The sequence below is a fragment of the Methylophilus sp. 'Pure River' genome (genome assembly GCF_046765995.1).
GTDB lineage: Bacteria > Pseudomonadota > Gammaproteobacteria > Burkholderiales > Methylophilaceae > Methylophilus.
This window is the reverse complement of the sequence record NZ_JBKOUE010000003.1, coordinates 38,222-52,693: the sequence shown is the minus strand read 5'-3', so window position 1 is coordinate 52,693 and position 14,472 is coordinate 38,222. Positions and strand designations below refer to the sequence as shown.

At 51.6% G+C, this 14,472-nt stretch carries 11 protein-coding genes; 6 read left to right on the top strand and 5 right to left on the bottom strand.

Annotation, left to right across the window (positions count from 1 at the left end):
- Positions 1–86: 86 nt before the first annotated feature.
- From ftsH to ACIDE9_RS04040, 4 genes are all read left to right on the top strand, one after another.
- A complete protein-coding gene (gene ftsH / locus ACIDE9_RS04055) occupies positions 87–1,997 on the top strand; it encodes an ATP-dependent zinc metalloprotease FtsH (RefSeq protein ID WP_411992913.1) in 1,911 nt (636 codons plus the stop codon).
- Positions 1,998–2,090: 93 nt separating this feature from the next.
- Positions 2,091–2,915 carry a dihydropteroate synthase gene (gene folP / locus ACIDE9_RS04050; protein WP_411992912.1) on the top strand — a complete coding sequence of 275 codons (825 nt, stop codon included), beginning with the start codon at positions 2,091–2,093 and terminating at the stop codon, positions 2,913–2,915.
- A gap of 40 nt (positions 2,916–2,955) precedes the next feature.
- Positions 2,956–4,308: a phosphoglucosamine mutase gene (gene glmM, locus ACIDE9_RS04045; RefSeq protein ID WP_411992910.1), complete on the top strand. Its 1,353-nt coding sequence runs from the start codon at positions 2,956–2,958 to the stop codon at positions 4,306–4,308.
- Positions 4,309–4,324: 16 nt separating this feature from the next.
- The gene (locus tag ACIDE9_RS04040) at positions 4,325–4,804 is read left to right on the top strand and encodes a hypothetical protein (protein ID WP_411992908.1); all 480 of its coding nucleotides are present in this window, start codon (positions 4,325–4,327) and stop codon (positions 4,802–4,804) included.
- Positions 4,805–4,836: 32 nt separating this feature from the next.
- Here the strand turns inward: ACIDE9_RS04040 and ACIDE9_RS04035 are convergent, their stop codons facing one another.
- From ACIDE9_RS04035 to ACIDE9_RS04015, 5 genes are all read right to left on the bottom strand, one after another.
- Positions 4,837–5,712, bottom strand: coding sequence for a mechanosensitive ion channel family protein (locus ACIDE9_RS04035; RefSeq protein WP_411992906.1), 876 nt, complete (start codon positions 5,710–5,712; stop codon positions 4,837–4,839).
- A gap of 26 nt (positions 5,713–5,738) precedes the next feature.
- Positions 5,739–7,688, bottom strand: coding sequence for an alpha-amylase family protein (locus ACIDE9_RS04030; protein ID WP_411992905.1), 1,950 nt, complete (start codon positions 7,686–7,688; stop codon positions 5,739–5,741).
- A 2-nt stretch (positions 7,689–7,690) separates the two neighbouring features.
- Positions 7,691–9,883, bottom strand: coding sequence for an HAD-IIB family hydrolase (locus ACIDE9_RS04025; RefSeq protein WP_411992904.1), 2,193 nt, complete (start codon positions 9,881–9,883; stop codon positions 7,691–7,693).
- Between the two features lie 310 nt (positions 9,884–10,193).
- Positions 10,194–10,748, bottom strand: a complete 555-nt coding sequence (locus ACIDE9_RS04020) for a flavin reductase family protein (RefSeq protein ID WP_411992902.1) — start codon at positions 10,746–10,748, stop codon at positions 10,194–10,196.
- Between the two features lie 8 nt (positions 10,749–10,756).
- A complete protein-coding gene (locus ACIDE9_RS04015; RefSeq protein WP_411992900.1) occupies positions 10,757–12,538 on the bottom strand; it encodes a glutamine--tRNA ligase/YqeY domain fusion protein in 1,782 nt (593 codons plus the stop codon).
- A 167-nt stretch (positions 12,539–12,705) separates the two neighbouring features.
- Here ACIDE9_RS04015 and ACIDE9_RS04010 point away from each other — a divergent pair, with 167 nt between their 5' ends.
- Both ACIDE9_RS04010 and ACIDE9_RS04005 read left to right on the top strand, forming a co-directional pair.
- Complete coding sequence (locus ACIDE9_RS04010; protein WP_411992898.1) at positions 12,706–13,695, top strand: biotin--[acetyl-CoA-carboxylase] ligase; 990 nt, start codon at positions 12,706–12,708, stop codon at positions 13,693–13,695.
- Entirely contained in the window at positions 13,692–14,471 is a 780-nt protein-coding gene (locus tag ACIDE9_RS04005) for a type III pantothenate kinase (RefSeq protein ID WP_411992896.1), read from the top strand. The genes ACIDE9_RS04010 and ACIDE9_RS04005 overlap by 4 nt, the downstream gene beginning before the upstream one ends.
- Position 14,472 lies beyond the last annotated feature (1 nt).

Sequence of the window (14,472 nt, the reverse complement as noted above, 5' to 3'; positions counted from 1 at the left end):
CATCAAAGGCTTGAAAAGTTTGGTTTTGCCTCCATTGTTCCAGATAGGGACTTCCCTGCCTTTCGATTTTAAATTAAGGAACCACCTTGAATAATCTATTGAAAAATATCGCGATTTGGGTAGCGATCGCTTTGTTGCTGATGACGGTATTTAATCAATTTAACGGCACCGGCAGAAGTAGTGGTCAAGTGGTTTACTCACAGTTTATGCAAGAGGTCAGGGATGGCCGTGTTGCAAAAGTCCAGATTGATGGCCGCTCATTACATGTGACGACCAACGAAGGTAAAAACTACGATACCTTCACGCCTTCTGATCCATGGCTGGTGTCTGACCTGCTGAAAAACAATGTGATCGTCGAAGCCAAACCAGAAGAGCATGAATCCATGCTCATGAGCATCTTCGTTTCCTGGTTCCCGATGATTCTCCTGATCGGCGTCTGGATTTTCTTTATGCGCCAGATGCAAGGTGGCGGCAAGGGCGGTGGTCCATTCTCATTTGGCAAGAGCAAGGCGCGTCAATTAGATGAATCTAACAACAGCACGACGTTTGCTGATGTGGCCGGTTGCGATGAAGCCAAGGAAGAAGTGGCTGAACTGGTTGAGTTCCTCAAAGACCCAAGCAAATTCCAGAAACTGGGTGGCCGTATTCCACGTGGCGTATTGATGGTTGGCCCGCCAGGGACAGGTAAAACTTTGCTGGCACGCGCCATTGCGGGTGAGGCTAAAGTACCGTTCTTCAGTATCTCCGGTTCTGACTTTGTAGAAATGTTTGTCGGTGTCGGTGCTGCGCGTGTGCGTGACATGTTTGAAACCGCCAAGAAAAACTCGCCTTGTATCGTGTTTATTGACGAAATCGACGCCGTTGGCCGTCATCGTGGTGCCGGTACTGGCGGTGGTAATGATGAGCGTGAACAAACCCTGAACCAGATGCTGGTGGAGATGGACGGTTTTGAAGCCAACTCTGGTGTGATTGTGATTGCTGCAACTAACCGTGCCGATGTACTGGATAAAGCTTTGTTGCGTCCAGGCCGTTTTGACCGCCAGGTGATGGTGGGCTTGCCAGATATCAAAGGCCGCGAGCAGATTCTGAATGTGCATATGCGTAAGGTGCCGATTGATCCGGACGTGAAAGCGGACATCCTTGCCCGTGGTACACCTGGTTTCAGCGGTGCGGATTTGGCTAACCTGGTGAATGAAGCAGCCTTGTTTGCTGCGCGCCGTAACAAGCGCACTGTCGACATGCAGGACTTTGAAGATGCCAAAGACAAAATCTTCATGGGTCCTGAGCGCAAGTCTATGGTCATGCGTGAAGAAGAGCGTTTGAACACGGCTTACCATGAGTCTGGTCATGCAGTGGTGGCTAAGCTGTTGCCAAAAGCCGACCCGGTGCACAAAGTGACGATTATGCCGCGTGGCTGGGCGTTGGGCCTGACCTGGCAATTGCCTGAGCACGACCGTATCAGCAATTACAAAGACAAGATGCTGGAAGATATTTCGATTTTGTTCGGTGGCCGTATTGCCGAAGAAATTTTCATGAATCAGATGTCTACCGGTGCGTCGAACGACTTTGAACGTGCAACGAAAATGGCACGCGATATGGTTACCAAGTTCGGGATGTCAGACACATTGGGTACGATGGTGTATGCCGGCAGCGAGCAAGACTCATGGATGGGCAGCATGTCTTCGCGTACGGTGTCTGAAGCCACTCAGCAAAAAGTGGATGCTGAAATCCGCCGCATTCTGGACGAGCAATATGGTATCGCCCGCAAATTGCTGGAAGATAACCGCGATAAAGTTGAAGCCATGACCAAAGCCTTGATGGATTTTGAAACTATTGATGCCGATCAGGTGAATGACATTATGGCTGGTTTGCCAGTGCGTGCACCTAAGCCTAAAAATGGCCCAACTGTGAGCTCAGGTGGTAGTGGGTCAGGCACCATGGTAAACCCGACGCCGCAACCCACGGCAAAAGGTGATGACACTGAAAGTAATCCCTAACATTGATTAACCGGGTATTTTGCAACCGGGCTTTCAGTTAAAATAACAAGGCTGGCATTTGCCAGCCTTTATTTTTTGGAAAATCAATCGCACATGCAATTTCACTGTGGCCGTTTTCGCCTCGATTTGGATACGCCCAAGGTCATGGGGATTATCAATGTCACGCCAGACTCTTTCTCCGATGGTGGCCAGTTTAACCAGGTGGATTTTGCCGTGGCACATGCCTTTACTCTGATAGAGCAGGGCGCTGCAGTACTGGATATTGGTGGTGAGTCCACGCGGCCGAATGCGACGCCAGTGCCGTTGTCGGAAGAACTGCAGCGCGTGATCCCGGTGATTGAAGCATTGGTTGCGCGCGATATTCCTGTGCCGATTTCGATAGACACTTACAAACCCGAGGTCATGCGTGCCGCGATTGCTGCAGGCGCCAGCATGGTCAATGACGTGCGTGGCTTGCAGGAGGCGGGGGCCTTAGAGGCCGTGGCTAACAGTGATGTCGGTGTGTGTATTATGCACATGCAGGGCACACCGCAAACCATGCAACTCGAACCGCATTATGAGGATGTGGTGGCTGAGGTAAAACAGTTCTTACGTGAGCAGCGGGATGCATGCCTGACTGCAGGCATTACGCAGGATCGCATCATGTTAGATCCTGGCTTTGGTTTTGGCAAAACCCGCGCGCACAATATTGCATTAGCCAAAGCCTTACCCCAGTTGCTGGACCTGGATTGTCCTTTACTGGTCGGATTGTCGCGTAAATCAGTATTAGGGCAAATGACCGGTAATGATGTCGATGCACGCTTGCATGCCAGCGTGGCTGCAGCGGTAATCAGTGCCATGCAGGGTGCACATTTATTACGTGTGCATGATGTCAAGGCGACCGTGGAAGCACTCAAAGTGGTTGCTGCGTTGCAATAAACAAATAGATAAAAGAATAAGCAAGAGAAGGATAAGAGCGATGAGTAAACAGTATTTTGGTACCGATGGTATTCGTGGTCGTGTGGGTGAGTCCGTGATTACGCCTGAGTTTGTTATGAAGCTGGGCTATGCTGCCGGGCGCGTATTAGCCAGCCATGAGCATTTGCCAGCAGGCAAACGCCCAACGGTACTGATTGGTAAGGATACGCGTATTTCTGGCTATATGCTGGAAGCTTCGCTGGAAGCAGGCTTGTCGGCAGCGGGGGTGGATGTGTTGCTGACCGGGCCCATGCCAACGCCTGCGGTGGCTTACCTGACGCGTGCCTTGCGTGCGCAGGCTGGGATTGTGATTTCGGCTTCGCATAATCCGTATTACGATAACGGCATCAAGTTCTTCTCTGCACAAGGCACCAAGTTGCCAGATGATATTGAGCATGCGATAGAAACTGAGTTGGTTAAACCCATGCAAGTGATGGAGTCAGCGCAATTGGGCAAGGCCAAGCGCGTCGATGATGCCGCTGGCCGTTATGTGGAATTCTGTAAAAGTACCTTCCCTAACCATTTGGACTTGCGTGGCCTGAAAATCGTGTTGGATTGCGCGCATGGCGCGACTTACCACGTGGCCCCCCCGGTATTCCATGAGCTGGGCGCCGATGTGATTGCTATTGGCAACCAGCCGGATGGTCTGAATATTAATGAAGGCGTGGGTTCTACGCACCCGCAGGCCTTGCAAAAAGCCGTGGTTGAGCATCAAGCCGACCTTGGCATCGCCTTTGACGGCGATGGTGACCGTGTGATGATGGTGGATGGTGCCGGGAACCTGCTCGATGGCGACCAGTTGCTGTATATCATCGCCATGGGCCTGTATGCCAAAGGCAAGCTCAAAGGGGGCGTCGCCGGTACCTTGATGACCAATCTGGCCCTGGAACATGCCCTGCAAAAACATCAGATTCCATTTGGCCGCGCCAAAGTCGGTGATCGTTATGTGCTGGAATTATTGCAGGATAAAAACTGGAAACTGGGCGGGGAAAATTCCGGGCATATCCTGACGCTGGATAAACATACCAGCGGCGATGCCATTATTGCGGCGTTGCAAGTGCTGCAATCCGTGCGTGAAAGTGGTAAAACACTACAGCAACTGGGCGCAGACTTGATCTTGTATCCGCAAGTGCTGATTAATGTCACCACCAAACAAAAGCTGGATTTGAACCAGGATGCCGTACAAACTGCCGTCAAGCAGGCGGAAACCACCTTGAATGGTGAAGGCCGCGTATTGCTGCGTGCGTCTGGCACCGAGCCCAAAATCCGTGTCATGGTCGAAGGCTTGAACCAGGGCCTGGTGCAAGCACAGGCTGAGCAACTCGCCGCAGTCATCCGCCAACTGGCTGCTTAATTCTTCGGAGAAAAGCATGGACACCTTTAGTCACGCGTTATGGGGATATGGCCTGTTTGGCTTTCGCAAATATCCTAAATTTGCTGCGCTTATGGGGGCCATGCCTGACCTGATTTCTTTCGGTGCCTTGCTGTTATTAAGGGTGATTGAAGGCAATTACAGCTTAGGTAAGCCAGCGCTGGCTACCTTACCCAGCTGGATTTACCCGGCTTACACGGTTGGCCACAGCTTTGTGATTGCCTTTGCCGTGATCGGCCTGGTGGCTGTTTGGCGTAAAGATATTGCCTTTGCCATGCTGGCCTGGCCGTTTCATATTACGCTGGACTTTCCATTTCACAGCCTGCAATACTTTGCCACGCCGATGTTCTGGCCGATCTCTGACTTTAAAGTGGATGGTATTCCATGGTCTCACTGGTATATCTGGTGGCCGAATGTGGCTGGGATTATCATTCTGCTGGCTTACCGTTACAGGCAAAAACGGCAAGTTCAGCGGTAATAAAAAAACGGGCATGGTGCCCGCTTTTTTTATTAAGCCGCCAGCGGTTCGGCCGTTGGGCCTTGATAAACAGTGAGATGCGGGAACGGAATTTCAATCTGTTGCGCATCGAATGCGTTTTTAATCCGTTTTAAATATTCACGCTTGATCGCCCATTGTTCCAAAGGCCTTACTTTCATGCGGCAGCGAATAATCACTGCAGATTCTGCCAGATTGTCGACCCCGGCAATATCCAGCTTATCCAGTACTTTGTCCTGCAATTGCGTATCCTGCATAATGCTGGCGCCAACCTCGTGCATGATCTGCATGACCTTGGCGATATTTTCATCATAGCCGACGCGGATATCCATCACCGCATAGGCAAAATCGCGTGAGCGGTTGGTGACGGTAGTGATCTGGCCATTGGGCACATAATGCACATTGCCCTCGTAATCACGCATCTTGATATAACGTAGCGTAATTTCCTCCACCAGGCCTGATTTATTGGCAATCTCAACCACATCATCTTTACGGATCTGGTTTTCCAGCAGCAGGAAAAAGCCATTAAAGTAATCCTTGACCAGGCTTTGCGCGCCAAAACCGACCGCCAGGCCGACAACGCCTGCCGCCGCCAGTACGGGCGCGATGGAAATGCCTAGCTCATGTAATATCTCAACGATGGTAATGGCCATGATCACGGTGGTAACGATGTAACGCAGCACCATGCTCAGCGTATTCATGCGCTTAATCTCTTCAATATTGTCAGCACTGCGTGCGTTCAATTGGTCCCTGAGTTTGACAATCAGTTGTTTGCTCAGGCGGTTGAGAAAGTAGGCGACGCCGACAATGACAAAAATGCGTAGCAGGGTTTTAACCAGTGCCAGCATTTCAGTCGGATTTTCGATGCCCAAATAAGTAAGCCAAGACATTGTGTTTTATATTCCTTTCAAGTGATTTAAGTCGATAACCAGTAAGCGGTTAAGGGTGGGATGGTGATGCTGTCTGTATCGGTAGACAGTGTTTGACCACTATATAACTCAGTCAAGACCGGGGTTTTAAACAAGCCTTTTTGCCTAAATGCCTGCAAAGGCGCAGTTTGTGGCGAGGTATCAAAATTGGCAATGACCACCACTTTTGGGTGCATGCCAGTTTGCACATAACGGTGAAAAGCGAATAAATGTGGATTATCAAGCGCGATTAGTTCGCGGTTATTTAAATCGGCAAAAGCGGAAATTTCCTTGCGGATAGCAATCAGTTGCTTGATTTGACTGAACAGCCGCTGTTGCACGCTGCCTGGTTCATTTTTCAGTGCTAGCACCTCCCAATCCAGTGTTGGCCGGTGTACCCAGCGGTTATCGTGCATTTTGTTTTCATCTTGCAGATAACTGTCATTATTCAAGGTGCCTACCGCATCACCATAATAGAGCAGCGGAATGCCGCCAAACGACATGATCAGGTTATGTAGCAGGACGATCGTGAGGACAGCGTTGTCTATCGCAGGCTGATCCTGGTTGGCGAGGGCAGTTTCCAGTCCGGCCAGTGAAGCGAGCGCACCAGAGATTCTGGCATCTCCCGTTTTTTTATTCACGCCAAAGGCAAAGCCACGCGCATTGGATTCAGGGTAATGGCCGGTGTAGTAGTCGACCAGGAAGCGGCGGTGGGAGACGGGCTCGAATCCGGCTGCAATAATCGCCTGGTCGCTAAAACCGAGGCCGATGTCGTCATGGCAGCGCACGTAATTGAGCCAGGTCGCTCGGTCCAGTTTTTCTGGCAGGTCTTCCACGCCTTTGGTCAGCAGCACGGTCTGCTTGGTGGCAACCGCATCCCACAACAGTGCCATCAAAGTGGCGTTATAGGCGATTTCGCATTCTTTGGCATTAATGGCGTCCTCGCCAAAATATTTGATGATCTCAATCGGTGCCACAATCGCTTCAGCAATGAAGATCACGCCGGGGGCCGTGACCTGGCAACAGTCCTTGAGCAATTGCAGAATCAGGTGTGCTTCGCGTTCATTCTGGCAGCTACTGCCTATTTTCTTCCATAAAAAAGCCACTGCATCCAGACGCAGAATATCCACACCTTTATTGGCCCAGAATAAAATGATGTCTACCATTTCAACCAGGACCGCCGGGTTGCTGTAGTTGAGGTCCCATTGATATTGGTTGAACACCGTCATCACCCATTTACCGGTGTCTGGGTTCCAGGTGAAACTGCCCGGTGCATTTTCGGGAAACACTTCGGGCATGGCGGCCTCGAACATATCCGGGATCGTACGGTCAGGGTACATATAGTAGTAGTCCTGATACTGCTGATCGCCAAGCTTGGCCTGTTTGGCCCAGGCGTGTTCATCCGAGGTGTGGTTGACCACCACATCCAGCGTCAGCAGCATGTCGGATTGTTGCATGGCGGCGATTAACTGTTCCAGGTCTGCCATGCTGCCGTTACGCACATCGATTTGCCTGAAATCACGTACGGCATAGCCACCGTCGTTCTGTAGCTCTGGGCAGTCGCAAATCGGCAAAATATGCAGCAGGTTAATGCCCAGTTCTTGCAGGTAAGGCAATTTTTCACGCATATTGGCCAGGTTGCCAGCAAAGCCCTGGCAATACATGGCCATGCCTACCCACTTTTGCTGCATGAACCAGTCATGGTTCTTTTCGCGTTCGAGATCCTTGGCTCTCAGGTGTGCGGCCCGCTGTGCGTATTGCTGCGTCAGCACGGTCACCAGCTTGCCCAGCTGTGCTTTAAAGTCTTCTCGTTGGCCATACAAGTGTTGAAACAGGGAATGTATGGCATAAAAATTGGCGCCCAGCCGGGTATAGAAATGCTGCCAATCTTCGCCTTTGGGTTGCTTACATTGCGTCAGGATGTCGTTCAGCAAAGAATGCGAAATTTGCTCATACATAATTAAGCTTCCTCAGAGATGGCGTCTTGGTTTTTGCTGCGGTTCACACCGAATTTATAGTGTTGCATGCCTTCTAAAATGCCATGTGCATATTGCGCCTGGGCAAAGTAAATACGTGGTACTCCTTTCAGGTGGGTGAGATCTTCACTGTAATTGCCAACCACTACTGCCATGGTATCGCCCACCAGCATTTCAATGTCGTTGCCAGAATCGCCAGAGACCAGGAAACTGGCCAATGGTAAGCCCCATTTATAGGACAGGTAGCGGATGGCGTGTCCCTTGGAGGCACGTATGGGTAGCAGGTCAAGAAACTCACCGTGCGAGTAGATGATCTGTGCATGCAAACCGTGGGCATGTAAATGCTGACTGATTTTTTCTACTGCGGGCATGGTTTGTGGGTCCACCAGGTAAGAGATTTTGAATTCCCGCTGGTTTTCAGCCGTCTGCAGACGTATCCCCGCAATCTCTTGCATGGCCTTGACCACATCGTCGCGCCGCCATAAGTGGCGGATATGGTTGGCCCAGCCAATATCCGGAATACGGCGTACGCCATAGTGGATTTCTGAGCCGACCGAAGTGATCAGCACATCAGGAATCGGGATGCGGTTTTTGCGCAATATATCGATCGCACTCTCCAGCGGACGGCCGGTAGCAATGCCAAAAATGGTGTAGCCGACATTGTCGATCAGCCATTGCACCAACGCTTCCTGCCCGTCACGCTGGCCGAGCAAGGTATTATCGATATCGGTGATAAATGCATGCTGCGCGAGGGGGATCACTGATTTGCCACTATGCAACGCGACCTGCTGTTTGCGCAGGTTCTTACGTTGCTTGCGCAATAGAGAGCGGACCTCCTTGACGTATTTGTTGACGTGACCCGCCCAGGTATAGTGGCGCTTGACGTTTAATACCCCGCTCTTGGCCCATTTGCGCCAGCGTGGCTTGTCGGAGAGTGCAGACAATAGCGCTTCGGCGATGGCATCGCTATTAAGTGTATCTACCAGCAAGCCGTGATGGCAATTAGCCAGGATGTCACGCGGGCCTCCATCATCTGGCGCAATCACTGGCAAGCCACAGGCGGCGGCTTCCAGCAGCGTCAGCCCAAATGGCTCAGTAAAGGCAGCATTGATAAACACGCCGCGGCTTTTGGCCGCCAGTCGGTAAAGCTCAGGCACTTCTTCTTGCGCATGGCTTTTGGGGATCGCCACTTTGCCCCACAGGTCATAGGTATCAATATCCAGCAGTAATTCATTGAGCACTGCTGCCTGTGACTTTTCAAGGTCACGGATATTCTCCCGGCTACCTGCGACCAGCACCAGGTTGGCACGCTTTTGCAGGGCAGGGTGATTGCCATAAGCGGCCACCAGGCCTTGGATGTTTTTACGCATCTCCGGTCGGCAGATACATAGAATCATCGGCTTTTTGGGATTTTCTAAGAAGCGAGCGATGCTTTGCTCTACACTGTCTGCGATCGGCCGCCGACCTGGCGGTGAAAAGCGTGAGGTATCGGTGCCTGGCGGAATGACCCTGAATTTTTTAGCATCTGGTTGCGCATACATGCCATATTGCAGTTCCACTTCCTGCCGTGTGCTGGTTACTATCATGGACGCATGCTGGATCAGTGCCTCCTCTTCGGCAATGCGTCGCGAAAAGTTAAACTGCTTTTCAATATTGGCGGCCTTGCGGCCACTGGAGAGCAGTTTTTCCTGCTTGGGTTTACCCAGTGAATGCCCGGTGTGGATAAGCGGAATACCTAGCAACATCGAGAGCTGGCGGCCGACATAACCGGCGTCAGCGTAATGCGAGTGAATGACATCCGGCAAGCGACCTTGCTGGCGTAAATAATGCAGGCAGCGATCCACCATCTGGTCCAGGTGCGGCCACAAGGTTTCCTTACGCATATAGCGTTTGGGGCCACACGGAAATCGGATAATGCGTGCGTTGTGGCTGAGTTTTTCTTCCGCCTGCGCATAGTTGGCAGCCACGTCTGGATCTTCAATCAGGCGCGTCATTAAATCTACCTTGCCCACTGCTGGATGTTCAGCCATTGCTTTGGCTAAGTCCAGCACATAGGTGCACTGACCGCCGGTATCGGCATCCACGCCTAATTCAAGCTGTTCGCCACGAATCAGGCCATGTACGCTAATCAATAACACATATAACTGATCTGATGGTTCGGATGTATTTAAACGCATGGCTCCTCCACTCAGTCATGAGCGTGGTTGGGCAATCGTAAAAACGCAGGCCTGTATTGCAACCACAATTCATGAAATGGCATGCATGGAGAACATTTTAGTTCCCATATGATTGAAAGATGCTGTTCGCATCAGCGTGTTCCGTCACGGAAATATGCGGGATATCAGGCCTGTAAATACCCCTGTTTTAACTACAGGTTATTAAATTGACATCAATGCAAAAGGGAAAGTTTCAAATTTTTTATCAACAAGCAGGCAATAAAAAAGCCCTGTGAGGTCTACAGGGCTTGATTGTGTTGCCGGGCTGCAATCAACAGGATTGTCCGGTGGCAAAGAAAACACCACCGGCAATATGGTGCACCGTGCGCAATTCATCGTGGCCATCAAAGTGCCAGCGGCCATCAGAAAACACACGTTCGTCGGCATGTGCTGCCACGACTTCGGCAATAAATAAATCGTAAGTGTTCTGGTTGTGTGGCTCAGAGATGATTTTGCATTCCAGCCATCCCACACAGCCTTCTACTAATGGTGCACTGATTTTGTGTGCAGCAAATGTTGCTATGCCGTATTCAGCAAACTTGTCTGTGCCAGGCAAATCTCGGCCACTGATCGCACCTACTTGTTTCACCATCTCAATCTGTTGCACACAGGGCAGGTTAATGGCAAACGTACCTTCTGCCTCAATCAACTCACGCGTATAGGTATTACGATCAATCACTACCGTGACTTTTGCCGGGTTAAAGTCCAGGGCACACACCCAGGCCGCCGCCATGATATTGCGCTGGTTAGCATGGGCAGAGGTAATCAGGGTGGTCGGGCCGTGATTGAGCAGTCGAAAGGCTTTGGCGAGGTCTACTGATTGCATCACAATGCTTATTTCTGCCAGTTATCTTTCAATGTCACCGTTCTGTTAAATACCGGCTTGCCAGCCACGCTATCTTTACGGTCTGCTACAAAATAGCCATGGCGTTCAAACTGGTAAATGTCGCCTGCTTGCGCGTCTTGCGCACCTTGTTCCAATTGTGCAGTAATCGTTGTGACTGAGTTCGGGTTGATATCATCCAAAAAGTCTCTGTCACCGCTACCTGGGTGGGCGTCTTTAAACAGGCGGTCATACAGGCGGATTTCGGCGGTGTAAGCATGTGCAGCGCTCACCCAGTGAATATTGCCTTTGACCTTGACGCTGTCTGAGCCTGGTGTGCCGGATTTAGTGTCTGGCAGGTATTCGCAATGCACGGTGGTGACGTTGCCAGCGGCGTCTTTTTCACAGCCAAGGCATTTGACGACATAGCCGTAGCGCAGGCGCACCATATTGCCAGGGAACAGGCGGAAATAACCTTTGCTGGGTTCTTCCATAAAGTCTTCACGCTCAATCCACAACTCTTTCGACAGTTTGACCACGCGCTTACCTAAGTCCGGTTTTTGCGGATGGTTAGGTGCGTAGCAATCCTCGTCTTGATCTTCCGGGTAGTTATCAATGATCAGTTTGATCGGGTCGAGCACACCGATTTTACGTGGTGCAGATTCGTTGAGCACTTCGCGCATGCAGTCCTCGAGGATGCTGTAATCAATCCATGAATCAGCCTTGGACACACCGATGCGATCCGTAAACAGCTTAAACCCTTCTGGTGTATAGCCACGACGGCGGGCGCCAGCGAGAGTTGGTAGGCGCGGGTCATCCCAGCCACTCACATGTTTTTCTTCCACTAACTGAATCAGTTTACGTTTGGAGAGCACGACATAGGTCAGATTCAGGCGTGCAAACTCATATTGATAAGGCACAGGGTTTGCCAGCAAGCCAGCTTCAACCAGTCTTGCCATCAGCCAGTCGTAGAACGGGCGCTGGTCTTCAAATTCCAGCGTACAGATGGAATGTGTAATCTGCTCCAGCGCATCTTCAATCGGGTGGGCGAAGGTGTACATCGGGTAAATGCACCATTGGTCACCAGTATTGTGGTGATGCGCACGGCGGATGCGGTAAATGGCCGGGTCGCGCATATTGATATTAGGTGACGCCATGTCAATTTTGGCGCGCAACAACATGCTGCCATCAGCGTGCTTGCCATCCCGCATTTCACGGAAAATACGCAGGTTGTCTTCAACACTACGGTTGCGGAAAGGCGAGTCCTTGCCAGGCTCGGTCAATGTGCCACGGTTGATACGCACTTCATCGGCTGTTTGCTCGTCGACATACGCATGGCCATGCTGGATCAGTGCTTCTGCTGCCTGGTACATGACATCGAAATAGTCAGAAGCGAAGTACAGGTTGTTTTCTTTAGCGCCGGTAGGCGTGCTGTTATCCCAGCCAAAGCCCAGCCATTGCACCATGTCGGAGATACTGTCTACATACTCCTGGCTTTCCTTCTCAGGATTGGTATCGTCAAAGCGCAAGTGGCAGACGCCGTTGTAATCACGCGCCAGGCCAAAGTTTAAAAAGATCGATTTGGCGTGACCAATATGCAGGTAACCGTTAGGCTCGGGCGGAAAACGTGTGCGGATTTTGGCAAAATCTACCTGGCCGCTGGCCTGATGTTTTGCATCACCGGGCGAGCCCGCCCATTTTTTGCTCGCATATTTGTTTTCTGCGAGGTCTTTATCAATCACGGCACGGATAAAGTTGGAGGCGGCTGGAATCGGTTCTTTTTCTGTCGACATGGCGGTTCTTGAGGTTTCTAAAGTATGTCTATTTTACACGCTTCATGCTGCGCCCCAAAACGCTTAATGCGCAGTATTTCAAGCCTTGATCGACCAGTGGCGCCAGGCGGGTATGCTACACTGCGGGCTATGATTAAAGCCCTTGATGCACTTAAAACAATCATTCGATGAACAAACTGGCATTCCCGATATTGGCCGTGCTGGCCGATGGCAAGTTTCACTCTGGTGAAGCGCTGGCGCAACGCTTTGGCGTGACGCGGGCGACGGTTTATAACGCCATTCAATCTGTAGAAGCGTTGGGGATTACCGTATTCTCCGTGCGCGGACGTGGTTATCGACTGCCCAAGGCTGTGACTTTGCTGGACGTGGATGCCATTGTGCAGGCTTGCGGTGAGTATGCCTCTTGGTTTCATGTGCAAGTGCTGGCACAGGTGGATTCGACCAACCGGTACCTTATGCAGGAAAGTGCGCGGGGCATTGCGCATGGCACTTGCGTCGCTGCTCATATCCAGACTGCGGGACGCGGGCGCCGTGGCCGGACCTGGTTGTCACAGTTGGGTGGTAGCCTGACTTTTTCACTGTTGTGGCGCTTTCAGTGTGGAGCTGCCGGTTTGTCTGGCCTCAGCCTGGTGGTTGGCCTGGCGCTGGTGCGTGCCTTGCACTCCCTGGGCCTGGCGGAGATACAGTTAAAGTGGCCAAATGATTTGCTGGTACAGCATCAAGGACAATGGCACAAGTTGGGCGGGATTTTGATTGAACTGCAAGGCGATATGGAAGGGCCGAGTGCTGCCGTGATTGGCATCGGCCTGAACCTCGAGATTGCGGCTGAGATGCGGCAAAATATTGATCAACCGGTATTAGGCCTGAATGCCTTGTCTGCACAGGCCTTGGACCCGAATGTCTTGCTCGGCCGCTGCCTCAGCCAGCTTGCCATTCACTTAAACCACTTTGCCGAACAAGGCTTTGCCTATTTTCAACACGAGTGGACAGCCGTGCATGCGTTTCACCAGCAGCCGGTTAATTTGTTGCTGGCCAATGGCCAGACGGTTCCTGGCCAGGTGCTGGGTGTGGCCGAAGAAGGCAGTTTGCTGGTCGAGACTGCGGCTGGCCAGCAGCGGTTTAATGCAGGTGAAATCAGCGTGCGGAGTGCTGCATGAAATTATTGATTGATGCAGGCAACACACGCATCAAATGGGCATGGTGGCCGCAGGATTCACTGCATGCATCTACAGTGTGGCAGGTGCATGCTTTAGATTATCAACAGTGGCTACACGGTGATGCTGAGGCAGCGCGATTATTGCAGGCGATCGCGCAGGCAGAGCAGGTTTGGCTAAGCAATGTGGCTGGTAGTGGCTGGATGCAGGCATTGCCTGACCTTGACGATAAATTACAACTGGTGCAATCCGCAGCGGCTGCCTTAGAGGTGAAAAATAGCTATCAGCAACCATCGCAGCTGGGCAGTGACCGCTGGTGCAGTGTGCTTGCTGCGTGGCGGCAATTTGGTCAGTCAGCGCTGGTAGTCACTGCCGGCACGGCGTTGACCATAGATGCCCTCATGGTGAGCAAGGCTGGGGCCAGTTTTGCAGGCGGCACCATACAACCGGGTTTGCATTTGATGTGGCAGAGTTTGCAACAAGGTGCGGCGCAACTGGATTATGCATATCCACTTGAACAGGCTGCGCTGCCAGGCTTTGCGCAAGACAGCCAACAGGCAATGTGGCTGGGCTGCGTGCAAGCGCTTGCCGCTTCAGTGGCGGCGCAGTTTGAACGCATGGCATCTCTGGCCGACTCAGCGCCTTTATTGGTGCTGACGGGCGGGGATGCATCGTTATTGCACAGATATTTGCCGGACACATTGTCAGCGCAGGCGATTATTGTGGATAATCTGGTTTTAAAGGGGTTGGCCTGCCTGGCTGAGAATACAGACGAATGAA